The organism is Methylococcus sp. S1M (genome assembly GCF_051295855.1).
Lineage (GTDB): Bacteria > Pseudomonadota > Gammaproteobacteria > Methylococcales > Methylococcaceae > Methylococcus > Methylococcus capsulatus.
The window spans coordinates 109,938-132,065 of sequence record NZ_JBPDXO010000008.1; the positions used below are offsets into that span (position 1 = coordinate 109,938).

Below are 22,128 nucleotides of genomic sequence, written 5' to 3' on the forward strand. Positions count from 1 at the left end.
CGCTCGGCGGAATTTCAAGGCCGGCGACGGAGAACAGGGCGTCCGGCTTGGGTCATGACGCCGCAAATGAAAAGGGAGAGCGGATTTTCGTCCGCTCCCCCTGGGACATCGTTTCAACCGTGGCTGGCCGTTACAGGCCCAGGTCGCCGATGAAGCGGTTGGTGTAGCCCCAGGCCGGCACGCCGGGGACCGAACTGCAGGTCGGCGAGGCCGAGGTTTGGCTGCATGGCGTGTCGCGGTCGGCCGACCAGAAGTGGAGGCCGGCGATGCCGTTGGCGAGCGCCCATTGCACCATGGTGTCGGTGTCCTGCAGCGAGAACAGCTCGTCGGAAACGTCGTTCACGCTGATCATCGGGGTCAGCTCGATCCGCTCGTAAGGAATGCCGTACCTGGCCTTCAGGTTCTTGGCCGCCTGGATGGCGGTCTGACCCATGTCGCACTTGCCGTTCACGACCACGCAGTTGCCGGCGTTGGCGGCGCCGTAGTCCATCACCATCAGGTTGATCGTGTAGTTGGCGATGCCATACTGCTGCACCGCCTTGACCACGTTGTACCCCGTGACGTTCAGGTCGCCGTAGGGGTTCGACGTGACGGTTCCGTTGGACGATCCCAAGGTGGCCACGGTGAAGCTGAAGCGCAGGTTGGGGTAGTCCGACTGCACTGCGGCCACCTGCCGGACCAGGCTGGCGATGGCGGCCTGGCTCTGGCCGGCTTCGATGTCGAAATCGATGCCCACCAGGCGGCTCGATGCGTAGCGGTCGATGAAGGCCCGCATGCCGGCTTCGCTGGAACAGGTGAAAGCGCCCGCCGCGCCGCCGGTCGAGACGACGTAGTCGATGCCGGCATCGACGAAGGCTTGCAGGTTGGCCTGGACCAGGACATCGGGCTGGATGCCGGCCCAGTTCTCCTTGCCGCACTCGCCGGTCGCGAAGGCCCAGGTCACTGCGGGTACCTTGGCCGGCAGCACGCTCAGGAGCGGCGACGGCGTGCCGGTCACCGCGGTCGACATGACGTTGCTGTTCCAGTTCATCGAGATGGTGACATCCTTGTAGGGACTGAACAGCAGCCCGCCGGCGCCTCCGGTCGGCGGGGTGGTCGGCACCGGAGTCGGGGCCGGGGTGGCCGTCGGATTCGGGGTCGGCGTCGGGTTCGAATTCGGCACCGAGGGTGCGAACAGCACCGTCACCGTGGAATCCGCAGCGGCTGCCTTCTGCAGATTGGCCGGCGACCCGCCGTTGAAGCCGCTTGCCGCCACGTCGCCGGGCGCCAGGGCCGCCGCCCAGGATTTCGGCTTGAGCGTTGCGGTACCGTCGCCGGCGATGTTGACAGAAAAGTTCCAAGGTCCGCTCTTGAACACGTCCTGGGCAGTGGCTGCATCGGGAAATTTCAGCGGGGCCTGCCAGCCGCCGGCTCCGGCCTTCAAAGTCTTCGAGGACAGGTTCTTGACTGCGACGTTGCCGCTGTAGCCGCCATCCCACGAGCTGCTGATGGAAAACAGCACTTCCAGTTTCGGGCTTGCGACCGGAACCGGTGTTGCAGACGGGGACGGTGTCGCCGAAGGTGCGGGTGTCGGCGTGGCCGATCCACCGCCCTGGTAGCCGGCTTTCAGGTTGGCCAGGGTCTGCTGGGCCGACTGGGACGTCATGGCCGAGATCACACAGGGCTGGCCGTTGAATTTGCAGTTGGCCAGATCGACCGAGGTGTCGAACGCGCCACTGGCGTTGAAGCCGACGTCAAGGACGCTGTTTGCCGCCACGTCGCCGCCCCAGGAAGGCGACGTGAGGGTGAACGTGTTGGTGACAGGGTCGAAAACGGCGTTGGCGTTCCAGAAGGAAGAGGCCTGTGCCTGCCGGCCGAGGCCGGCCGACTGGAACGTCAGGGTCCAGCCGCCGCTGACCGCGTCGGGCACCCAGATTTGCAGGGCGCCGGTGTATCCGGCCCAGGAATCGCTCGCGGTGCCCCAGGAGGAAGACGCGCTGACGATCGCGTTGGGTACCGGCGCGGGCAGCGTGGCGGCCTGCGCCGTGGTTCCCTCCCCCAAGGCGGCCAGCAGGACCAGCCCGGATAGGGGGGCAAGAAATCTTGTGTTCATTTGCTCGACTCCTTCTTGGACTCACCAAGTTCGATGACGCCGGGTGACCGTCCTGGCGACGGTGGTAGAGCTGGAACAGGCAAATACATCCTGTAGTGGAGAGGGGGTACGTGACATCGGCCACACCCGTATGACATGTGTCAGGCCGAGTGGTTGCACCCTAGGCCGGTTTTCTACCGTGTCGCCGAGGAAATGTCGTGGAAAGCGGCGCGTCGAGCGACTCCGCCGTTGGGCGGCGGCACGGATTTTTTGGCGGCGGACGCCGTCTGCCGGGGTCAGAAAAACGTCGCTACGGCGGCGTCGAGGGTATCGCGCATATCCGGGTCGTCGGTGAGAGGGCGAACGAGCGTCATCATGCAGGCCGCTCTGGGCTCGATACCCTTGGCGATGAGGTGGCCGGCATAGACCAGCAAGCGGGTCGAGATGCCTTCGTCCAGGCCGTGGCCCTTGAGGTTCCGGGCGCGGTGGGCGATCTGCACCAGCTTTTCGGCGATCTTGGGATCGATGCCGGTCTCATGTGACACCACATCGACCTCGACAGCCGTCTCGGGATAGCCGAAATCCAGCGCACCGAAGCGCTGCTTGGTCGATTGCTTGAGGTCCTTCAGCAGGTTCTGGTAGCCGGGATTGTAGGAAATCACCAACTGGAAATCCGGGTGGGCATGCACCAGCTCGCCTTTCTTGTCCAGCGGCAGGGTGCGGCGGTGATCGGTCAGGGGGTGGATGACCACGGTGGTGTCCTGGCGGGCCTCCACGACCTCGTCGAGATAGCAGATGGCGCCGATGCGGGCGGCCAGGGTGAGGGGGCCGTCCTGCCAGCGCGTGCCGCTGGCGTCGAGCAGGAAGCGGCCGACCAGGTCCGAGGCCGTCATGTCTTCGTTGCAGGCCACCGTGATCAGCGGGCGCTTAAGCTTCCAGGCCATGTATTCCACGAACCGGGTCTTGCCGCAGCCGGTCGGGCCCTTGAGCATCACCGGCATGCGCGCGGCATAGGCGGCCTCGAACAGCTCCACTTCGTCGGCGGTGGGGCGGTAATAGGGTCGTTCTTGAATCAGGTATTGCTCGGTGCTGGACATCGAAGAACCTCCTCGCAACGAAGGTGCGGACTGAATGCTTCTGGATGTTGTCCATGAAGAAGCCCCGATCCGCCGGGCGGACAGGGGCTTCCAGGCGTTCCCGGGGTTACCGCAGAATCAGACCGACGGCCCCCGATAGATCACCATGGCGGTGCCCTGGGTCTGCCTGAAGTTGTCGTAGCCGACCAGTCGGACGTGGTTGTTGGGGTGCGCCTTGTGGCAGGCCTCGGCCTCGGCCAGGATCGCATCGACGTCGGTCTCGCCGAACATCGGCAGTTTCCACATGTACCAGTAGTGGTCGAAGGCGTTTTCCGGCTCGGTATGTTCGATGGCCGGATTCCAGCCGCGGCTGACGATGTATTCCACCTGCCGGCGGATCTTCTCCGGGTCCATCGGCGGCAGGTAGGAGAAAGTCTCGAACTTGCGCGAGCCGCTGTCGGACAGGCTGGATTTGTAGTCTTGCATATCGCTCATGGTATTTCCCGAATCCTCTTGAGGCTTACCGGTGGGCCACGTCGAGCTTGTCGACGGTGTCGAACTCGAATTTGATTTCCTTCCAGGTCTCCATTGCGGCCTTGAGTTCCGGGCTGCTCTTGGCGGCTTCGGTCAGGATTTCCTTGCCTTCCTTCTCGAGCTGGCGGCCTTCGTTGCGGGCCTCCACGCAGGCTTCCAGCGCCACGCGGTTGGCAGCGGCGCCGGCCGCGTTGCCCCAGGGATGGCCCAGGGTGCCGCCACCGAACTGGAACACCGCGTCGTCGCCGAAGATCGAAAGCAGTGCCGGCATGTGCCAGACGTGGATGCCGCCGGAGGCGACCGCGAACACGCCGGGCATGGCGCCCCATTCCTGGTCGAAGAAGATGCCGCGGCTGCGGTCTTCCTTGATGCTGCGTTCGCGCAGCAGGTCAATCCACCCCAGGGTGGCCTGGCGGTCGCCTTCCAGCTTGCCGACCACGGTGCCGGTGTGCAGATGGTCGCCGCCGGAAAGGCGCAGCATCTTGGTGAAGACGCGGAAGTGGATGCCGTGGTTGGGATTGCGGTCCATCACGGCGTGCATGGCGCGGTGGATGTGCAGCAGCATGCCGTTGTTGCGGCACCAGTTGGCGAGACCCGTGTTGGCGCAGAAGCCCCCGGTGATGAAGTCGTGCATGATGATGGGCGCGCCGATTTCCTTGGCGTACTCGGCACGTTTGTACATCTCTTCCGGGGTCGGGGCGGTCACGTTGAGGTAGTGGCCCTTGCGCTCGCCGGTTTCGGCCTCGGCCTTCTCGATCGCCTCCATCACGAAGTCGAAGCGCTGGCGCCAGCGCATGAACGGCTGGCTGTTGACGTTCTCGTCGTCCTTGGTGAAGTCGAGACCGCCCCGCAGGCATTCATACACGGCGCGGCCGTAGTTCTTGGCCGACAGGCCCAGCTTGGGTTTGATGGTGCAGCCGAGCAACGGACGACCGTACTTGTTCATGATGTCGCGCTCCACCTGGATGCCGTGGGGCGGGCCGCCGCAGGTCATCACGTAGGCGAGGGGGAAGCGCACGTCTTCCAGACGCAGGCCGCGCACGGCCTTGAAGCCGAACACGTTGCCCACCAGCGAGGTGAACACGTTGACGACGGAGCCTTCCTCGAACAGGTCGATGGGATAGGCGATGAAGGCATAGAACTGTTCGTCCTGGCCGGGCACGTCCTCAATCCGGTAGGCGCGGCCCTTGTAATAGTCGAGGTCGGTCAGCAGGTCGGTCCAGACGGTGGTCCAGGTGCCGGTCGACGATTCCGCGGCCACGGCGGCGGCGGCTTCTTCGCGCGGCACACCCGGCTGCGGGGTGATCTTGAAGACCGCCAGCAGATCGGTGTCGGCGGGAGTGTAGTTCGGGTCCCAGTAGGTTTCGCGGTATTCCTTGACGCCCGCGTTGTATGTTTTGACAGCCATGGTTTTCTCCTACTCGTTTTGCAACAGCGCTATGGCAATGAACCGCCGTTCCCTAGCCGGCATCGGGGCGATCCCTTTTCGCGAGGCACTATAAGCGCTGATATCCATAAACGGAACTAAATTGTCATAATAGCGACAATAAGCGCGCATTATACTGATATGCCTGCTTGCTACCGCCGGATGAGGGGCGATTAGCATAATCCAAGGGGGCCCCCGCTCCAAACCGGGGTTCGCGGTCTACGCTGTGGGCAGAAATCCCGGCCGCGGCGGATCAGTCGCCGGCGGGGTCGTTCCGGTTGGAGTCACCGATGTGTTTCCAGCGGTGGATCGCCAGCCCCGAACCGATGGCCAACAGTCCGCCGACCAGCATGGATTCATACTGGCGCAGATCCTCGATCATGCCGGCGACGGCTTTGCCGAACACCAATCCCAGTCCTGTGGTCATCACCGTCCACACCACCACCGCGAGGACGTTTACCGTGAGATAACGGACCGGCGAGAAGCGGCTCATGCCGATCAGAATCGGCGTCACCACCCGCAGGCCGTAAAAAAAGCGAAAGCCGAAGATGAAATAGGAGTGATAGCGATGGAACAGGGTCGATGCCCTCTCCACTGCCGGCGTCAGCGACGGGAAACGACGCAGCAGCGCGTCTCCGTGTTTGTAGCCCAGCCAGAAATACCCCTGATCCGCCGCGAGTGTCACGGCGAAGGCCAGCATCACGATGTGGAGGAAAGAAAAATAACCGCGGCCGACCAGGAAGCCGGCGACAAGCAGGACGGTCTCGCCCTCCAGGAGCAGCCCGACGATGAGTGCCGGAAAGCCGTACTCGGTGATCAGCGATTCCAAAGACATACGGGCGTATCCGCCGGTGGCCGAAGCGCGTGGATTCTAGACTGCCAAGGTTAAGGCTGCGTGTCATGGGGCACGGTGAATGCGCGGCCACCGACAAGATTTATAATGTCCGCCCCGATCGAACAGCCAGCCTGGACCAAACGCATGAATGCCAATCCGCAATCACAGGCGGCGCCGGTGTCTGCCGCGCAGCAGGATCTACAGCGCCTCAGGACTCATCTCAACACCCAGATCATCGGCCAGAGCGATTTGGTCGACGCCATGCTCATCGCCTTGTTGGCCGACGGCCACATGTTGGTCGAAGGTGCGCCGGGGTTGGCGAAGACCCGGGCGATCCATGTCCTGAGCCGCGGCGTGGAAGCCGATTTCCAGCGGATCCAGTTCACGCCCGACCTGCTGCCGGCGGATCTGACCGGTACCGAAGTCTACCGGCCTCAGGACGGCTCGTTCCATTTCCAGCCGGGTCCGCTGTTCCACAATCTGGTGCTGGCCGACGAGATCAACCGTTCTCCGGCCAAGGTGCAATCCGCACTGCTCGAAGCCATGGCGGAACGGCAGATCACCGTGGGCCGCAAGACCTATCCGCTGCCGGCCTTGTTCCTGGTAATGGCCACCCAGAATCCGATCGAGCAGGAAGGCACCTATCCCCTGCCTGAAGCACAGCTCGACCGTTTCTTGATGTACGTGCGCATAGGCTATCCCGGCGCCGAGCAGGAAAAGGCGATCCTCCGCCTGGTGCGCGGGGAGGCCGGCCGGCCGGAGTGCAGGGCTGCGGAAGCGATGGCGCCGGTGAGCCAGCAGACACTGTTCGCCGCCCGGGAGGAAGTGCTCGGTGTCTACCTGGCCGAGGCGCTGGAGGACTACCTGCTGCAGCTCATCCTGGCCACGCGCGAGCCGGCTCGCTACGGCGATTCGCTGGCGCGCTGGATACTCTATGGCGTCAGCCCGCGCGCCACGCTGGCCCTGGACCGCTGCGCCCGCGCCAGGGCCTGGCTCGATGGCCGCGACTACGTGACGCCCGACGACATCCAGGCCCTGGCGCCGGCCATCCTGCGCCACCGGCTGATTCTGAGCTATGAGGCGGAGGCCGAAGGGGTCTCCAGCGACCAGGTCGTGAAGGACCTGCTGCGGCGGATCGCCGTACCTTGATTTCGAGTTTCCGTGTTCGTTTCATGCAGACCTACCAGAAAGACTTCATCGACTTCGTCATCGGCTGTGAAGTGCTCCGCTTCGGCGAGTTCACCCTCAAATCCGGCCGCCAGAGCCCTTACTTTTTCAACGCCGGCCTGTTCAACACGGGCGCCCGGCTCGGCAGGCTGGGCGAGTTCTACGCCCAGACCCTGACCTCGGGCGGTATCCGGGCCGACGTGCTGTATGGCCCGGCCTACAAAGGCATCCCCCTGGTCGCCGCCACCGCCATCGCTCTGGCCAGGGTCAGCGGAGAAGAAATCCCCTACGCATTCAACCGCAAGGAAGCCAAGGACCACGGCGAAGGCGGCACCCTGGTGGGTGCGCCGCTGCAGGGCGAAGTGCTGATCGTCGACGACGTGATCACCGCCGGTACCTCGGTGCGAGAGTCGATCGAGATCATTCGCGGGGCCGGCGCCAGGCCCTGCGGCGTGCTGATCGCGCTGGATCGCGAAGAGATCGGTCAGTCCGGAAAGTCCGCCGTAGAGGAGGTCCAGGACAGCTTGGGAATTCCGGTCCACGCCATCGTCGGCTTCCGCCACCTGATCGATTACCTGCGCGGCTCGGGTCGGGTCCGGGAGCTGGCAGCGCTCGAGGATTACCGCAGCCGTTACGGCACCGCCTGAAACCATGGCGGCTTCGGCGCATCCACCCGCCTGCGTCGGAACGGTGTCTCCCGTGCGGGTGACGGCTCTGGCGCTGTGCGTTTGGCTCGCCCTGGCCGGGGCCGTGCCGGCGGCCACCTATAAATGGGTGGATGAAGCGGGGCGTGTCCACTATTCGGACAGAATTCCTCCCGAACAGAGCCGGCAGAAGCGTTCCCTGCTCGACAGCCAGGGACGTCAGGTGGAGGTCATCGAAGGCGCCAAGAGCCCGGCGGCGCTCGAGCGGGAACGGGGGCTCCGGCATTTCAGGGAAGAAACGGCGCGTCTAATCGAAGAGCAGCGCAATCTGGACGGCGCGCTGCTGCGAACTTACGCCAGTGAAGAAGACATGCGGTTGGTCCTGAATGACCAGATCCTCCAGAGTGACGCTTCCATCCATATTCTGGAAAAATACCGGTCTCGTCACATGGAAATCCTCCGGACTCAGGAAAAACGTGCTGCCGACATGGAACGCCAGGGGCAGGCCGTTACACCGCAACTCCTGAAGGCGATCGAGGACGAGCGCCGACGGATCGCCGATTACGAAGAAAAAATCCGCATCCTGGAAGACAAGAAACGCAGCATCGCCGACCGTTTCGACCGCGACATCCAGCGTTTCCGTTCGCTCAAGGCCGAACGGGCGCGCACCGGCCAGGGTGCTCTCGGCGAGGTGTTCGCGGGCGACGACGACGGTGTACTCAGTGCAGTGGTCTGTTCGTCCGCTGCCGTCTGTGCCAAGACCTGGGCGCTGGCGCGCGCCTATGCGATCGGCAGGGCCGATACGCCAGTGGCGATCGACACCGACCGTCTGGTGTACACCTCGGTGCCGCTGTCGGACCAGGAAATCGCCCTGACCTTGGCTCGCATCACCGGACCGGACGAAGAAACGATATTTCTCGACGTCCGCTGCCGCCGGTCCAGCCTCGGCCTGGAACTGTGCGCAAGTTCCCGGGTGCGGGACATCCGCGCCGGCTTCCGTGCCCATGTCGAGTCGGGAATGGGGGCCGGTCCCTGAAGGAGGCAAGGGGAGTTCTGGACCGGCTTTCGATCGCTTGGCAAACTTGCCGTCCGGAAGCGGACGGTCCGAGTGCGGCGCTCGTTGGGATCGCCGCGGTTCATAAAAAAGTCTATCGGAGGATCGCTCAATGGCAAGACCACTCATTCAGCTGGCTCTGGATTCCTTGGACCGTGACCGGACGCTCGAACTCGCCCGCGTCACGGCGCCTTATGTCGACATCTTCGAGATCGGCACGCCCTGTATCAAATACAACGGCATCGAAATCGTCCGCGAGCTCAAGCGCCGGCACCCGGATCGGCTCGTCCTGGTCGACCTCAAGACCATGGATGCCGGCGAATACGAGGCCGCGCCGTTTTATGCCGCCGGCGCTGACATCTGCACCGTGCTCGGGGTGTCGGGGCCGGCGACCATCGCCGGGGTCGTTAAAGCGGCCCAGGCGCACAATGCCGAAGTCCAGGTGGATCTGATCAACGTGCCGGACAAGGCTGCCTGCGCGCGCGAGGCGGCCCGGCTCGGCGCCCAGATCATCGGTGTGCACACCGGTCTGGATGCCCAGGCACAGGGTCAGACGCCGTTCGCCGATCTCGAAAGCATCGCCCGCCTGAAGCTGCCGGTCCGAATCTCAGTGGCTGGGGGGATCAACCAGAACACCGCCTCACGGGTCGCCAAGGCGGGGGCCGACATCGTCGTCATCGGTGCGGCGATCTACGGCGCGCCCTGTCCCGCCACCGCGGCCCGCACGATTCGCGAGCTGCTGGAAGGGGCTCATCACAAGTTCATCGTGTCGAAGATCGGCGGCGTGCTTGCCGCCACTGACAAGAGCTACGAGGCACGTCTGACCGGTTTGCTCGAACGTGCCCGCCGTATTTTCGTCGCCGGCGCCGGGCGTTCGGGCCTGGTCGGCCGCTTTTTCGCCATGCGCCTGATGCACGGCGGCTATCAGGCTTATATTGTGGGCGAGATCGTGACGCCCAGCATCCGTCAAGGCGATCTTCTGATCGTGATTTCCGGTTCGGGCGAAACCGAAACCATGATCGCTTACGCCAAGAAAGCCAAGGAACAGGGGGCCAGCATCGCGCTGATCACCACCCGCGACAAGTCCACGATCGGTGACATGGCAGACGTGGTGTTCCGGATCGGCACTCCCGAGCAGTACGGCAAGGTGGTCGGTATGCCGATGGGCACCACCTTCGAGCTGTCCACCCTGGTGCTGCTCGAAGCCACGATTTCCCACATCATCCATACCAAGAAGATCCCCGAGGAGCAGATGCGGACCCGCCACGCCAATCTGGAATAGGCGTTCTCGCCCGTCCGCTTGCGATTCGAAAGGGCCGGCTGTCATGCCGGCCCTTTTTTCGTGGCTGCGAGTGTCGTCATCGCCGGCGGAGGATGCTAACGTGTAGCCGGCTTTTCTTTTTCCCGACGTGTTGACGAGGAGGTACGCCATGAATTCCGAAGCTGATCCGATCGTCGGCAACTGGTACCGGCATCTGGACAAAGGGCAGGCGTTCACCGTGGTCGCCATCGACGACGATGCCAGCACCGTCGAAATCCAGCATTTCGACGGCAATCTGGAGGAGATCGATCTAGATACCTGGTCTCTGCTGCCGATCGAACCCATCGAAGAGCCCGAAAACTGGAGTGGTCCCATGGACGTCGCCGAGCTGGACGATCTCGGCGGTACCGAGATTACCGACACGCTTCCCGAAGACTGGTCGGAACCGCTGGAAGAAATCATCAAACAGGAGGAGCGGCCGGCAGAAGAGATTTCGGAAGAGGCCGAGGAAGAAGACGCCCTGTTCGAGGAAGAAGCGCCCGAGACGATACCGCTGGAGACCGAGCCTTCGGCGGAGGCATCCGAAAAAACCGAGGAGGAGGAGCGGGCGAAGGGAGGCGGAACCGCCTATTCGGAAGACGAATAGCCTGCGGCTTTCCAACCTGGGCTCGATCGGGCTTTCATTCCCTCGCCGACAGGAACCGAACTCGAAAAACATCGCCGTGAAACCGGTCTTCCATCCCGCCCTGGTCAACGGTCCCTGGGGAGATCCTGCGGTGTACGTGGAGTTTCTGTTCGAGAAGCGCGCCGTGTTGTTCGATCTCGGCGATGTTCGCACGCTGCCGGTGCGCAAGATTCTGCGCCTGAGCGACGTGTTCGTCTCCCATGCCCACATGGATCACTTCTTCGGCTTCGACTGGCTGTTGCGGCTGTGTCTGGGGCGCGACCTGCGCATCCGCCTGTTCGGCCCGGCGGGTTTCCTGGATCAGGTCGAGCACAAGCTCTCGGCCTACATCTGGAATCTGGTGAGGGGCTACCCCACCGATTTCACTCTCGAAGTCACCGAGGTGTCGTCCGAGACCGTCGGTCGCCGTGCCTCGTTCCGCTGCCGCACCGCCTTTCGGCGGGAGGGCGAAACCGAATTTCCGATCGAAGATCGCCGGCTTTTGGACGAACCGAATCTCGCAGTCGAATTCGCGATTCTGGACCACGCGACGCCCTGTCTAGCATTCGCCCTGCGGGAGAAGCAGCATCTCAACGTCTGGAAAAACCGGCTGGTGGAACTCGGTCTGGCGCCGGGCGCCTGGGTGCAGGACCTCAAGCACGCCCTGCTGACCGGGCGGCACGAAGATACGCCGGTCCGTGCACTGAAGCGTGACGGAGCTCGTTTCAGGGAGGCGACGTATCGATTGGGGGAACTGGCTGACTTCCTCGTACATGTCTCGGAAGGGCAGAAAGTCGCCTACGTTACCGATGCCGTCTACCACGAAGCGAACGCGGAAAGGATCGCGACGCTGGCAGCGGGCGCCGACCAGTTTTTCATCGAGGCGGTATTCGGCGATGAGCTCGAGGAGCGCGCGGCCCGGAAATACCACCTCACCGCCCGTCAGGCAGGCACCATCGCGCGTCGGGCCGGCGTCAAATTCCCCACGCCTTTTCATTTCTCACCGATCTATCAGGGACGGGGGGAGGCGCTGGATCGTGAGTTTCGGCAGGCATTCCTCGCGAGCGGGCCAAAGTAAGGCTACGACGAAATCGACCGGGGCGCACGCAGTGCGCCGGGTGCAGGTTTGGCCATGCCGTCGGGGCGTGGACGACCCGCACCCGGGCTCCGTCCATCGAGGCAGTCCAGCCGAACGCTCGACCGCCGGGGCGGATTCACGTCGGCTGGATCCGGGTGTCGGGACCAACGGTCACGGCGTCTCCCTCTCCCCCGATGATGAAAGACAATGGGGGAAAGGGATGTCTAGAAGTGGGACTGGTTGATCAGGAAATGGGCACCGATGCTGGCGAAATAGCCCAGCAGGATCACCGGTCCCCATTTCAGGTGGGCGCCGAAGGAATAGTAACCCTTGGTCTGGCCGAGCAGGCCGACGCCGGCGGCCGAACCGATGGCGAGGAGGCTGCCCCCTACGCCGGCCGTGAGGGTCACCAGCAGCCATTGGCCCTCCGAGATCTTCGGGTCCATGGTCAGGACCGCCAGCATGATGGTGCCGTTGTCGATGAAGGCCGAGGCGATCCCGACGAGGATGTTGGCAAAGGTGGTCCGCTCCGGATCGGCGTAGAGGAACCGGGAGATGCGTTCCAGATAGCCGATGAAACTCAGTCCCCCCATGCTCAACATGATGCCGTAAAAAAACAGCAGCGTATCCCATTCCAGGCGCGAGACTTTCTTGAAGATATCGAATGTCTCGGCGTCTCCGATCGGTTCGTCCGGCGGGACGACCTCGTCGGGGTCGGGAGAGCGGCTGGCGGTTTTCTTCTGCAGGTAGAAGCTGTAGAACTTCAGGTAAGTCAGCCCGGCCATCATGCCGGCCGCGGGTGGCAAGCTCAGGAAGTTCTCGAAGCACACCGCGGTGATGATGGTCAGGAGGAACAGCACGATGACGGGGCGTCCGCCGGTTTTGATCGGAATCCGTTTGTCCACCGCCGTCGGGTGATGGCGGGGGAGAAACAGGAACATGCAGGTCGCCGGGAGAGCAAAATTGATGATCGAGGGGATCAGTAGGTTGAAGAAATCCACGAAAGGGACTTTGCCCTTCTGCCAGATCAGCAGGGTGGTGATGTCGCCGAAAGGGCTGAACGACCCGCCGGCATTGGCGGCGACCACGATGTTGATGCAAGACAGCGTGACGAAGCGCGGACAGTCTTTGCCCAGGGCCATGACGACCGCGCCCATCAGGAGGGCGGTGGTCAGGTTGTTGCACACCGAGGAAATCATGAAGGCCAGGATGCCGGTCAGCCAGAACAGTTGCCGGTAACTGTATCCCCTCCCCAGCAGCCAGCAGCCCAGAGCCTCGAACACGTCGAGATCTTCCATGGCGTTGAGGTAGGTCATCGACACCAGGATGAACAGCAAGAGTTCCGCATAGGTCAGCAGGGAGGCGCGGAACGCCATGCCAGCCTGCTCCGGCATTCCGCCGCCCACATAAACCGCCGCGATCAGGCCCCAGATCACGCTGGCGGCGAACACCATCGGCTTGGACTTCCGTAGTTCCGTCACCTCCTCGGCCATGGCGAGGAAATAGGCGAGGAAGAAAATCAGCACGGCAAGATAGCCGGCCCAATGCCGGGTCAGGTCCAAGGGGCCCACTGGACCGTGTTCGCCCGCGAGACAAAGCTCCGGCACGCCGACGAAAAGGGCGCATGCCGCCAGAATGGTAAACAGCAGGCGCATCGGGGGAAGCTCACGCCAATGGTGCAGTCGGAACAGGGGGAGCGGCAGCATTCGGATTCCTGTTTGAAAGGCAGGGGGCGCCTAGATGCCTGCGCCCGCGGTATGAAGACATCGATGGATTCACGAGGCGGAAAACCAGGAACGGCGGTTGCTTAGGGGGCTGGGCTGGCGTCTGCTTTCCGCGTCAGAAGTGCTTTTCGTAAGGGGTATCGCCCTGTTTCAACATGACCTTCGCCCGGAACAGCGCGGCGAGCAGGGTTCCGACCAGCACCGCGGAAAGGTCCATCCCCAGACCCAATAGGAAGCTATGATGGCGGAAGGAGTCTCCCAGCAGGGGTTTCAGGACCAGATAGAGCCAGACCACGAAGCCGGCGTAATAGACGATCACGCCGCCCGCGGCCCAGGGGAGGGGGGGCAGTTTCACTCGAACGGCGGTACGGTAGAACCAGTAGGCAACGAAAAGGACGGCTATGGCGCCGATCATATCGAGGGTTTCTCTGTCGCGTTAGGGAGTGTTGCATCTTACCTCAGACTGACAGGCGGGGGCAGGTCTCATCTGCCGCCGTTCCCTGATTCCACAGCGGTGGTATTTCCTGCAGGCTGGCGACCCGCAGCCGAGCCAAACCGCGTTCACGGGAAGATGCTTTCCGCCGTCCATTGACCAGGATTGCGAAGGTCCCGGCGCTGGCAGCGGATTCGATGCCGGTTTCGGAATCCTCCAGGGCGAGGCATTGGTCGGGCTCCACGCCCAGACGGCGGGCGGCTTCGAGGTACAGGTCAGGAGCGGGCTTGCCCTCGGCAACCTGGTCACGGGTGACGATGAGCGGAAACCAGCGCGTCAGGCCGGAGCGGTCCAGGCAGATGGCAGCGAAGCGGGCCTCGCTGTTGGTCGCCAGCGCATAAGGCAGATTCCGTTCGCGGAAAAACCTCAACAAATTCTCCAGGCCGGGCATCGCCGCAATGCCATGGGTTTCGACGTGCCGGCGCCAGATCCGGGTGGCGAGCGCGTCGAAGCGCCGAAGGTCGAAGCCGGGTCCGGCACAGTCGCCGATCCGTCGTTTGACCGCTTCGGCGTGGCAGCCGAACAGCGACTGGCAGAAGGCTTCGTCGAGTTCGAATCCGAGGGCGGCGGCAGCGCCGCGCCAGGCGGCGACATAGGTCGCTTCGGTGTCGATGGCGAGGCCGTCCATGTCCAGGATGGCCGCCTTGAGGCCGGTGAGGGGAGAGTCAGTCCGTCTCATCGTGCAGGACCCGGATGTATTCGCCGGGCGCTTCCCGACTGCTGCCGACGATCAGGCGCTCGCTGCCGTCGGGGAGCGCTTCGACCTGCCCCGAAGCCTCGATCTTCTCCCCGGTCCGCGCCTGTCCGACATAGGTATGGGTGAAGCTCAGGACTTGGCCGACACGCGGGTGATCGGTCAGGTAGCGGGCGGGGGATTCGAAAGCCCCGCGGTCGTCCGTCACACGGGTACGCAGAATCAAGGAACCGCGTTTCTCGGCGGCCTGGAAAGAGTCCCAAGAGCCGGGAAGCACCAGCGTCAGATCGAATTTGGTGCCTTCGATGAAGCCCGTATTGAATTTCCGCCGCTCGTGCCAGAGATAGTCCTCGAAGGCGAGGGTGCAGCCGCGGCGCTCATAAGCTTTCCGCCAGTCTGCCTCGGTCGGGGTGTCCAGCCGGCCGTCCGCCGTGGCTTCGGCGACCACGGTGCGCGCCGCATCGAAGGTGGCCGGGGCGTAGACGACCAGGTCGATGTCGGAGGCCAGGGTCTGGGCGCCGAGCAGCAGCGAGCCGGTTACGCCGAATTCCTTCAAGTCCAGTCCTTCCCCGGCGAAGACGCCGAGCAGTCGGCGGGCCTTGGTTTCGATGGCGTCGCGGCTCGTGCCCGCCAACAGGGTTCGAACCCGGTCGCGGGGGCGCAAATGCCCCGCTATGCATTCGAGGGGCACTGCCGGCAATACCGCTTCCAGTCGCCGGGAACGGCGCAGATAAGCGGGACGGTGCTCCTGCAGGAAATCCATGGCTTCCGCCGTGCTCAGCTTGCGCAGGCCGCCTGCCAAGGGGACGTAGCGCAAGGTGCAGAGCAGCCGGCCGTCTTCGGGACGGCCGTCGACGACGGCGAAACGAAGTCCTTCCGCCGTCTGGATGAAATCCTTCGGCAGAAATCCGGGCTCAGAATCCATCGGGATACAGAGCGGAGGAGCCGTCCAGGTCGCCGGTGTCGCGGTAGCCCAGGGGCTCGCCGTCGGGGGAGTTGAGCCTGCCGGCGCAGACGCGTCCACTGGCCAGCACATGATCGCCGCAGGTCAGCGTTCCGGCAAGCCGGCACTGGAACCAGGCGATCGCGCCGCCCAGCAGAGGAACCCCGCCTTCACCGGCCGTCCAGTCGATGCCGGCGAGTTTGTCGCTGCCTGCCGGGCGGGCAAAATGCATTACCCAATCGACCCGGTCTCTGGGTATCACGTTGATGCTGAAAAGACCGCTGGCCATCAGTTTCCGGTAAGACAGGCAGTACGGGTTGATGCTGAGCGCCAGCATGGGCGGATCGAACGAGGTCTGCATCACCCAGGCCGCGGTGAAGGCATTGGGGCCTTCGGCATCGGCGACACCCACGACATAGACGCCATGAGTGATGGTCCGGAACAGTCGGGCCATTTCGAGGTTCATTGCGTTCGCCCCGCCCGTGGCTGAGGCATTAGAATACGCCTTTCCTTTCCCGCACGGAGCCGAACGTGCCCGAGCTGACCCATTTCAATACCGCCGGCGATGCCCACATGGTGGATGTCGGCGGTAAGCCCAGCACTACCCGGATGGCGGTGGCCGAGGGGTACATCGCCATGTTGCCCGAGACCTTGCGGCTGATCATGGCCGGCGGGCACGAGAAAGGCGACGTGCTGGGCATCGCCCGCATCGCGGGGATCATGGGTGCCAAACGGACCGCGGACCTGATTCCGCTCTGTCACCCCATCCCTATTACCCATGTCGATCTCGCGTTGGAGCCGCAGCCGGAGGCCAGCCGCATCCGCTGTCGGACCACCGTCCAGACCGTCGGCCAGACCGGCGTGGAGATGGAGGCGCTGACTGCCACCCAGATCGCCCTGCTGACCATCTACGACATGTGCAAGGCGGTCGACCGTGGCATGAGCATCGAGTCGGTGCGCCTGTTGGAGAAGATTGGTGGCAAATCCGGTCATTGGCAGCGCGCCTCCGGCGAGGCGCGCTCCAGCACCAGATAGCTGTAGGGCCAGGGGAAATCGGGATCGTTCCGGACGTCTTCGCGGCTGATTTCGCGCCAATCCGCGGCCGCGAACTCCGGGAAGTAGGTGTCACCGGGGTAGTCGTGATCGATCAGGGTCAGATAGAGCCGCCTGGCCCGCGGCAGCAGGGCTTCGTAAACGGCGCTGCCGCCGATGACCATGAGTTCCGGCGCCCCGGAGCAGACGGTCGCCAGTTCGCCGAGATCATGCACGATGGTGCAGCCGGGGGCGTGGAAATCCGGCGAGCGGGTCAGGATGATGTTCTGGCGTCCAGGCAATACGCGGCCGATGGATTCGTGGGTCTTGCGGCCCATGAGCACCGGTTTCCCCAGGGTCAGGGCGCGGAACCGCTTGAGATCGGCGGACAGATGCCAGGGCATGGCGTTGTCGGCGCCGATGACGCGGTTCCGCGCCATCGCGACGATGAGGGAGATGTCCGGCGGCCTGGTCACACCGCCACCGCCGCTTTGATGTGTGGATGCGCCTGGTAGTCCTCGACCACGAAATCCTCGTAGCGGTAATCGAACAGGCTCCCGGGCTTGCGGGCGAGTTTCAGCGTGGGCGGCGGATAGGGTTCGCGCGTGAGTTGCAGGCGCGCCTGCTCCAGGTGGTTGAGGTACAGATGCACGTCACCGCCGCACCATATCAACTCCCCCGGTTCGTATCCGGTCTGTTGCGCAAGCATATGGGTGAGCAGGGCATAGCCGGCGATATTGAACGGCAGTCCCAGGAACACGTCCGCCGAACGCATCTGGAACATGAGCGACAGCCTTCCATCCGCCACATGGCACTGAAAGGCGTAGTGGCAGGGCGGCAGCGCCATGGCATCCAGATCGGAGGGGTTCCATGCGCTCACCAGCAGGCGGCGGGAGCCCGGATTCCGGCGCAGTTGCTCGACCAGTCCGGCAAGCTGATCGATGGCGCCGTTCCAATTCCGCCATTGGCGTCCATACACGGGGCCTAACTCACCATTGTCATCCGCCCACTCGTCCCAGATCGTGACGCCGTGCCGTTGCAGATCACGCACGTTGGTGCTGCCGGAGACGAACCAGAGCAGTTCATGGATGATCGAGGGCAGATGCAGTTTCTTGGTGGTGACGAGGGGGAGCCCCCGCGACAGGTCGAACCGCATCATGCGGCCGAACACGCTCAGGGTCCCGGTGCCGGTCCGGTCCCCTTTGGGGCAGCCGTGATCGAGGATGTCGCGCAGCAGGTCGAGATAAGGGCGCATTCAGGCGGATCGACGGGCGTAGGCGGCGGCCAGCAGGACGATACCGAACAGGATCATCGGCAGACACAGGATCTGACCCATGGTCAGCCAGCCGAAAGCGAGATAGCCGAGCTGCACATCCGGCAGCCGGACGAACTCCACCGCGAAGCGGAACACACCATAGCCCAGGAGAAACAGGCCACTCACCGCCATACGTGGCGGCGAGCGTCGGCTGAACCATTGGAGAATGATCAGAAGGACCAGCCCTTCCAGAAACGCTTCATAAAGCTGTGAAGGATGGCGCGGTACGTCCCCGGCATGGGGGAAGATCATCGCCCAAGGCAGGTCACTGGGTTTGCCCCACAGTTCGCCGTTGATGAAGTTGCCGATACGTCCGGCGAGGAGGCCGATGGGCACATAAGGAGCAAGGAAGTCGGCGACGTCGAAGAACCGGATACCCTGCGACCGGCCGTAGGCGTACATGGCGATCAGCACACCGATGAGTCCGCCGTGGAACGCCATGCCGCCTTCCCAGATGCGGAACAGCATCGCCGGATCGTGAAGGAAGCCGGAGAAATTGTAGAACAGCGCATAGCCGAGCCGTCCGCCGACCACCACGCCGATGGCGGCATAGAACACCAGGTCTTCGACCTGGGCCGGGGTGAACAACGGATTCGCGCTGCGCTGCACCCGCCGCCGCGCCAATATCCAGGTGGCGGCGATGCCGACGACGTACATCAGTCCGTACCAGTGGACCTTGAGCGGCCCGAATGAGACGGCAACGGGATCGATGGCGGGATAGGTCAGCATGACGCGTTCGGAGCTATCGGTGTTGATTGGCCCACGGCAGAACGCATCATTATGCCACCATCTCAGTCATAGTGAATGAGCTCGCGGGGAAGCGAAGGTTCCCGTCCCGCGGCGAGATCGCTGAGGAATGCCCATATCACATCGGCCGACGGCGGGCAGCCGGGCAGGGAATAGTCGACTCTCACGACCTCATGGATCGGGTGCACCTTGTCGAGGAGCAGTGGGAGCTCGACATCGTCGGGTATTTGCGGGTTTTCGACCCCGATGCCATCCCGATAGGCTTCTTGCAGACATTCCTCCAGCGCGATGGGGTTGCGGAGTGTGGGCAGTCCGCCGTTGATGGCGCAGGCGCCGACGGCGACCAGGATCCGGCAGTGCCTGCGGAATTCGCGCAGGGTGTGGACGTTCTCCGCGTTACAGACGCCGCCTTCGACCAGCCCCAGATCCACCCGGTCCCGGCAGTGCTTGATGTCGGTGAGCGGTGAGCGGTCGAAGCGGGCGACCTCCGCCAGCGCCAAAATGCGTTCGTCGATATCGAGGAACGACATGTGGCAGCCGAAGCAGCCGGCCAGGGAAGTCGTGGCGACGGTGAGTTTCTCAGTCATGACGGGCCTCCACGATCGGTTCCTCCCGTTCCAGGCTTTCTTCGGCGATGGTGTGCCGGTCGTAGACGCGCTCCCCGATGGGTACCTCGAAGCCATGCCGTTTTATCAGGATGGCCCCGACCGGACAGACCCGGGTCGCTTTGTCGGTCGCGGCGATCGGGGTATCCGCGAGCCTGCCCGAGGGCGAGTTCACGATCAGCCGCGAGTCGATGCCGCGTCCGCCGATGGCGAACACGTTTTTGCCGTCCACGTCCCGGCTGGCACGCACGCACAAGGCGCAGAAGATGCAGCGGTCGCGGTCGAGCAGGATGTCGGGGTGGGAAGCGTCCAGTTCCCTTCGGGGGTAGAAGAATGGGAAATGGGCATCGGTCATGCCGAGGAAGTAGGCTGCCGCCTGTAGCTGACAGTTGCCGCTTTTTTCGCAGGACGGGCACAGATGGTTGCCTTCCACGAACAGCATCTGGGTGATGGTGCGCCGCAGCTCGTTCAATTCGGCGGTATCGTTGAGCACTTCCTGGCCATCTGCCGCCGGGAAGGTGCAGGCCGAGCAGTTGCGGCCATTCACCTTGACCGTGCACAGTTTGCAGCTGCCATGCGGCTCGAATTCCGGGTTGTGGCACAGATGAGGGATGTAGACTCCTGCCGCGGTGGCCGCTTCCATGATGGTCTGTCCTTCTGTGAAGGTGACCGGTTTGCCGTCGATCTGAAAGGTGGGTCTGGTCACGCTGCTCTCCTGGATATTACGACTGTGACAGATGGGCATTGGCATCGTCCCGGCCGCTCAGGCGCCGGGCGGTGGCGAGTGCGCCATCCAGATCGAAGCCGGGTTCGAAGTCGATCGTCTTGAGTCGCGCCTGATAGATTTCGGGATAACGTTCCAGAGTGCTCAGGATCGGATTGGCGGCCGTCTGGCCGAGTCCGCAATGGCTGGCGCTGCGCACGAACCGCCCCAGCCGGGACAGCTCGGCAAGATCGCCCGTCGCGCCGTGTCCTTCGGCGATCTTGTCCAGCAGATTCTTGAGCAAGGCGGTGCCGACCCGGCAGGGCGTGCAGAACCCACAGCTCTCGTGGGCAAAGAAATGGGTGAAGTTGCGGGCGATCCCGATCACATCGCGGGTCCGGTCGAACACGATGAATGAGCCGCCGGTGGCGAGATCCTCGTAAGCCAGCTTGCGGTCGCATTCCTTGTCGGACAGAAAGGTTCCGGAGGGGCCTCCTATCTGTACGCCCAGGACGTCCGCCGCGCCGCAGTCTTCGAGGACCTGCCTGATCGTGACGCCGAAGGGGTATTCGTAGATGCCCGGCCGGGCGCAGTCGCCGCAGATGCTCAGCAGTTTCGTGCCCTTGGATTTTTCGGTGCCGACCTCGGCAAACCATTCTCCGCCGTGGACGGCGATGGCCGCGGCCGCAAAGAAGGTCTCCACGTTGTTCACGACGGTGGGCTTGCCGAGATAGCCGTGGGTGACGGGGTACGGCGGGCGGTTGCGTGGCACGCCCCGATTGCCTTCCAGCGACTCGATCAAGGCGGACTCCTCGCCGCAGATATAGGCGCCGGCGCCCAGCCGGATTTCGATGTCGAAATCGAAGCCCTCTCTTCCCAAAATGGATTTCCCGAGCAAGCCGTGCCGCCGCCGTGCCGCCAGCACGGCTTCGAGCTGATCATGCAAGTAGAGGTATTCGCCTCTCAAATAGAGGAATCCTTGCTTCGCCCCCACCAAGTATGCGCAGACCGTCATGCCTTCGAAAACCTGGTCGGCGCAGCTTTGCAGCAGGACACGGTCCTTGAATGTGCCGGGTTCCCCTTCGTCCGCGTTGCAGACGACGTAACGCTCGATTCCGGCGGCCGGCTGGCCAGGCGGGCAAACCGCCGCCGTTTCCGGCCCTTCGTAGCAGAAACGCCATTTCCATGCGGTGTTGAAGCCCGCGCCTCCCCTGCCGCGAAGCTGGGAAGTTTCGATTTCCCCGAACATCGTCTCCCTGTCCAGCGCAACAGTGCGTTCCATTGCCTCTCCGGGCCGGACTGGATTGCCGAGCAGCCGGTCCGCCAGCCGGATGTTTTCCTTGATGGCGAAGAATTCCTCGGGCCACTCGCCTAGCGGGATGTCATCATTGATCAACCTGGCAATCTCGTCGGTACGGTCTTCCGTGAGTCGTGGGATGGCATAACCGTTGATCAGTCCGGCCGGCCCCTGGTCGCACAGGCCGGTACAGGACGTAAAGGAAAGGCTGACTCGCCCATCCTGGCGGGACTCGCCCGGCTGGATGCCGAGCTTGCGGCACAGACCCGCGGCGACCTCCCGGCTGCCGAGCATGTGATCGGTGATTGAGTCGCTGATCCGGATGTCGAATTTCCCCAATGGGACGGTCGACAGGAAACTGTAGAATCCCACCACCGCGCTCACCTGCGTGATGCAAACGCCGAGAGACTGGGCGACCTTTTGTTGGGCTTCGGGCGATACATGCCGGAATTCGCGCTGGACCTCCCGCAAGATGGACAAGAGCTGGCGGGTGTCGCGGCCGTGGTTTTCGACGATGCGGTTTATGATCCGGTGTTCGTACTCGTGTCGATCCATGAAATCCTCGCTGCGGTTCAGAGAGTGCTCGGACTGCAATAGCCTTTATAGCCTCTTTTGAGAGGCTGGCAAATGCTTGTTCAAGCATGATGTGCGGACCCTGCTCGTACAGTGGCAAAAAATTTGTTTTATGCCCCTTGACCTTCATTCCGGGTGGTGTAAAATGCGCATCTCTTTCGGGGCGCGGGCGGTTTTTAGGGCTGCGGGTGT

General features: G+C 63.4%; 23 protein-coding genes. 7 read left to right on the forward strand and 16 right to left on the reverse strand.

Features of this window, described 5'->3' with window-relative positions; all coding sequences use genetic code 11:
* Positions 1 to 130: 130 nt before the first annotated feature.
* The 5 genes from ACSHWJ_RS13665 to ACSHWJ_RS13685 form a co-directional block, all read right to left on the reverse strand.
* Complete coding sequence (locus ACSHWJ_RS13665) at positions 131 to 2,092, reverse strand: cellulose binding domain-containing protein (protein ID WP_432539911.1); 1,962 nt, start codon at positions 2,090 to 2,092, stop codon at positions 131 to 133.
* A gap of 275 nt (positions 2,093 to 2,367) precedes the next feature.
* A complete protein-coding gene (locus ACSHWJ_RS13670; RefSeq protein WP_017365521.1) occupies positions 2,368 to 3,168 on the reverse strand; it encodes a CbbQ/NirQ/NorQ/GpvN family protein in 801 nt (266 codons plus the stop codon).
* Positions 3,169 to 3,285: 117 nt separating this feature from the next.
* A complete protein-coding gene (locus ACSHWJ_RS13675) occupies positions 3,286 to 3,642 on the reverse strand; it encodes a ribulose bisphosphate carboxylase small subunit (protein WP_017365520.1) in 357 nt (118 codons plus the stop codon).
* Between the two features lie 25 nt (positions 3,643 to 3,667).
* Positions 3,668 to 5,089, reverse strand: a complete 1,422-nt coding sequence (locus tag ACSHWJ_RS13680) for a form I ribulose bisphosphate carboxylase large subunit (RefSeq protein ID WP_010961949.1) — start codon at positions 5,087 to 5,089, stop codon at positions 3,668 to 3,670.
* A 271-nt stretch (positions 5,090 to 5,360) separates the two neighbouring features.
* Complete coding sequence (locus ACSHWJ_RS13685) at positions 5,361 to 5,942, reverse strand: DedA family protein (protein WP_010961948.1); 582 nt, start codon at positions 5,940 to 5,942, stop codon at positions 5,361 to 5,363.
* 105 nt (positions 5,943 to 6,047) lie between these two features.
* Between ACSHWJ_RS13685 and ACSHWJ_RS13690 the strand changes: the two genes are divergently transcribed.
* From ACSHWJ_RS13690 to ACSHWJ_RS13715, 6 genes are all read left to right on the forward strand, one after another.
* Complete coding sequence (locus ACSHWJ_RS13690) at positions 6,048 to 7,091, forward strand: AAA family ATPase (RefSeq protein WP_432539910.1); 1,044 nt, start codon at positions 6,048 to 6,050, stop codon at positions 7,089 to 7,091.
* 23 nt (positions 7,092 to 7,114) lie between these two features.
* Positions 7,115 to 7,756 (forward strand): orotate phosphoribosyltransferase, encoded by a 642-nt coding sequence (pyrE, locus tag ACSHWJ_RS13695; RefSeq protein WP_010961946.1) that lies wholly within the window; start codon positions 7,115 to 7,117, stop codon positions 7,754 to 7,756.
* A gap of 4 nt (positions 7,757 to 7,760) precedes the next feature.
* Positions 7,761 to 8,789: a DUF4124 domain-containing protein gene (locus tag ACSHWJ_RS13700; protein WP_432539909.1), complete on the forward strand. Its 1,029-nt coding sequence runs from the start codon at positions 7,761 to 7,763 to the stop codon at positions 8,787 to 8,789.
* A gap of 130 nt (positions 8,790 to 8,919) precedes the next feature.
* The gene (hxlAB, locus tag ACSHWJ_RS13705; RefSeq protein ID WP_017365516.1) at positions 8,920 to 10,089 is read left to right on the forward strand and encodes a bifunctional 3-hexulose-6-phosphate synthase/6-phospho-3-hexuloisomerase; all 1,170 of its coding nucleotides are present in this window, start codon (positions 8,920 to 8,922) and stop codon (positions 10,087 to 10,089) included.
* 148 nt (positions 10,090 to 10,237) lie between these two features.
* Positions 10,238 to 10,714, forward strand: a complete 477-nt coding sequence (locus ACSHWJ_RS13710) for a DUF6763 family protein (protein WP_010961943.1) — start codon at positions 10,238 to 10,240, stop codon at positions 10,712 to 10,714.
* A 76-nt stretch (positions 10,715 to 10,790) separates the two neighbouring features.
* Positions 10,791 to 11,810 carry a ribonuclease Z gene (locus tag ACSHWJ_RS13715; protein WP_432539908.1) on the forward strand — a complete coding sequence of 340 codons (1,020 nt, stop codon included), beginning with the start codon at positions 10,791 to 10,793 and terminating at the stop codon, positions 11,808 to 11,810.
* A gap of 224 nt (positions 11,811 to 12,034) precedes the next feature.
* On the opposite strand, the gene nhaD is transcribed toward ACSHWJ_RS13715, so the two are convergent.
* The 5 genes from nhaD to ACSHWJ_RS13740 form a co-directional block, all read right to left on the reverse strand.
* Complete coding sequence (gene nhaD / locus ACSHWJ_RS13720; protein ID WP_432539907.1) at positions 12,035 to 13,516, reverse strand: sodium:proton antiporter NhaD; 1,482 nt, start codon at positions 13,514 to 13,516, stop codon at positions 12,035 to 12,037.
* Between the two features lie 133 nt (positions 13,517 to 13,649).
* Complete coding sequence (locus ACSHWJ_RS13725) at positions 13,650 to 13,949, reverse strand: hypothetical protein (RefSeq protein ID WP_010961940.1); 300 nt, start codon at positions 13,947 to 13,949, stop codon at positions 13,650 to 13,652.
* A gap of 43 nt (positions 13,950 to 13,992) precedes the next feature.
* Positions 13,993 to 14,706: an HAD family hydrolase gene (locus ACSHWJ_RS13730; protein WP_218798325.1), complete on the reverse strand. Its 714-nt coding sequence runs from the start codon at positions 14,704 to 14,706 to the stop codon at positions 13,993 to 13,995.
* Complete coding sequence (locus ACSHWJ_RS13735; protein ID WP_432539906.1) at positions 14,693 to 15,646, reverse strand: nucleotidyltransferase domain-containing protein; 954 nt, start codon at positions 15,644 to 15,646, stop codon at positions 14,693 to 14,695. The genes ACSHWJ_RS13730 and ACSHWJ_RS13735 overlap by 14 nt, the downstream gene beginning before the upstream one ends.
* On the reverse strand, positions 15,636 to 16,118 hold the full coding sequence (locus ACSHWJ_RS13740; RefSeq protein WP_228370214.1) for a flavin reductase family protein: 483 nt from the start codon (positions 16,116 to 16,118) through the stop codon (positions 15,636 to 15,638). The genes ACSHWJ_RS13735 and ACSHWJ_RS13740 overlap by 11 nt, the downstream gene beginning before the upstream one ends.
* A 77-nt stretch (positions 16,119 to 16,195) precedes the next feature.
* Between ACSHWJ_RS13740 and moaC the strand changes: the two genes are divergently transcribed.
* The gene (gene moaC, locus ACSHWJ_RS13745) at positions 16,196 to 16,699 is read left to right on the forward strand and encodes a cyclic pyranopterin monophosphate synthase MoaC (RefSeq protein ID WP_010961936.1); all 504 of its coding nucleotides are present in this window, start codon (positions 16,196 to 16,198) and stop codon (positions 16,697 to 16,699) included.
* Here moaC and ACSHWJ_RS13750 read toward each other — a convergent pair.
* The 6 genes from ACSHWJ_RS13750 to ACSHWJ_RS13775 form a co-directional block, all read right to left on the reverse strand.
* Positions 16,654 to 17,172 carry a dihydrofolate reductase gene (locus ACSHWJ_RS13750; protein WP_010961935.1) on the reverse strand — a complete coding sequence of 173 codons (519 nt, stop codon included), beginning with the start codon at positions 17,170 to 17,172 and terminating at the stop codon, positions 16,654 to 16,656. The two genes, moaC and ACSHWJ_RS13750, sit on opposite strands and share 46 nt — an antisense overlap.
* Positions 17,169 to 17,951, reverse strand: a complete 783-nt coding sequence (locus ACSHWJ_RS13755) for a thymidylate synthase (protein WP_010961934.1) — start codon at positions 17,949 to 17,951, stop codon at positions 17,169 to 17,171. Before ACSHWJ_RS13755 ends, ACSHWJ_RS13750 begins: the two co-directional genes overlap by 4 nt.
* Positions 17,952 to 18,740 (reverse strand): prolipoprotein diacylglyceryl transferase, encoded by a 789-nt coding sequence (gene lgt / locus ACSHWJ_RS13760; RefSeq protein ID WP_218798322.1) that lies wholly within the window; start codon positions 18,738 to 18,740, stop codon positions 17,952 to 17,954.
* A gap of 62 nt (positions 18,741 to 18,802) precedes the next feature.
* Positions 18,803 to 19,345: an NADP oxidoreductase gene (locus ACSHWJ_RS13765; RefSeq protein WP_010961932.1), complete on the reverse strand. Its 543-nt coding sequence runs from the start codon at positions 19,343 to 19,345 to the stop codon at positions 18,803 to 18,805.
* The gene (locus ACSHWJ_RS13770; RefSeq protein ID WP_010961931.1) at positions 19,338 to 20,069 is read right to left on the reverse strand and encodes a 2Fe-2S iron-sulfur cluster-binding protein; all 732 of its coding nucleotides are present in this window, start codon (positions 20,067 to 20,069) and stop codon (positions 19,338 to 19,340) included. The genes ACSHWJ_RS13765 and ACSHWJ_RS13770 overlap by 8 nt, the downstream gene beginning before the upstream one ends.
* Positions 20,070 to 20,085: 16 nt before the next feature.
* On the reverse strand, positions 20,086 to 21,918 hold the full coding sequence (locus ACSHWJ_RS13775; protein WP_432539905.1) for an NAD(P)H-dependent oxidoreductase subunit E: 1,833 nt from the start codon (positions 21,916 to 21,918) through the stop codon (positions 20,086 to 20,088).
* Positions 21,919 to 22,128 lie beyond the last annotated feature (210 nt).

Coding starts and splice junctions, on each gene's coding strand:
- ACSHWJ_RS13665 (WP_432539911.1), bottom strand. CDS start 2,092: ATGAACACAAGATTTCTTGCCCCCCTATCCGGGCTGGTCCTGCTGGCC.
- ACSHWJ_RS13710 (WP_010961943.1), top strand. CDS start 10,238: ATGAATTCCGAAGCTGATCCGATCGTCGGCAACTGGTACCGGCATCTG.
- ACSHWJ_RS13765 (WP_010961932.1), bottom strand. CDS start 19,345: ATGACTGAGAAACTCACCGTCGCCACGACTTCCCTGGCCGGCTGCTTC.
- ACSHWJ_RS13675 (WP_017365520.1), bottom strand. CDS start 3,642: ATGAGCGATATGCAAGACTACAAATCCAGCCTGTCCGACAGCGGCTCG.
- ACSHWJ_RS13755 (WP_010961934.1), bottom strand. CDS start 17,951: ATGCGCCCTTATCTCGACCTGCTGCGCGACATCCTCGATCACGGCTGC.
- ACSHWJ_RS13775 (WP_432539905.1), bottom strand. CDS start 21,918: ATGGATCGACACGAGTACGAACACCGGATCATAAACCGCATCGTCGAA.
- lgt (WP_218798322.1), bottom strand. CDS start 18,740: ATGCTGACCTATCCCGCCATCGATCCCGTTGCCGTCTCATTCGGGCCG.
- hxlAB (WP_017365516.1), top strand. CDS start 8,920: ATGGCAAGACCACTCATTCAGCTGGCTCTGGATTCCTTGGACCGTGAC.
- ACSHWJ_RS13690 (WP_432539910.1), top strand. CDS start 6,048: ATGTCCGCCCCGATCGAACAGCCAGCCTGGACCAAACGCATGAATGCC.
- ACSHWJ_RS13670 (WP_017365521.1), bottom strand. CDS start 3,168: ATGTCCAGCACCGAGCAATACCTGATTCAAGAACGACCCTATTACCGC.
- ACSHWJ_RS13700 (WP_432539909.1), top strand. CDS start 7,761: ATGGCGGCTTCGGCGCATCCACCCGCCTGCGTCGGAACGGTGTCTCCC.
- ACSHWJ_RS13735 (WP_432539906.1), bottom strand. CDS start 15,646: ATGGATTCTGAGCCCGGATTTCTGCCGAAGGATTTCATCCAGACGGCG.
- ACSHWJ_RS13685 (WP_010961948.1), bottom strand. CDS start 5,942: ATGTCTTTGGAATCGCTGATCACCGAGTACGGCTTTCCGGCACTCATC.
- ACSHWJ_RS13725 (WP_010961940.1), bottom strand. CDS start 13,949: ATGATCGGCGCCATAGCCGTCCTTTTCGTTGCCTACTGGTTCTACCGT.
- ACSHWJ_RS13740 (WP_228370214.1), bottom strand. CDS start 16,118: ATGGCCCGACTGTTCCGGACCATCACTCATGGCGTCTATGTCGTGGGT.
- nhaD (WP_432539907.1), bottom strand. CDS start 13,516: ATGCTGCCGCTCCCCCTGTTCCGACTGCACCATTGGCGTGAGCTTCCC.
- ACSHWJ_RS13680 (WP_010961949.1), bottom strand. CDS start 5,089: ATGGCTGTCAAAACATACAACGCGGGCGTCAAGGAATACCGCGAAACC.
- pyrE (WP_010961946.1), top strand. CDS start 7,115: ATGCAGACCTACCAGAAAGACTTCATCGACTTCGTCATCGGCTGTGAA.
- ACSHWJ_RS13730 (WP_218798325.1), bottom strand. CDS start 14,706: ATGAGACGGACTGACTCTCCCCTCACCGGCCTCAAGGCGGCCATCCTG.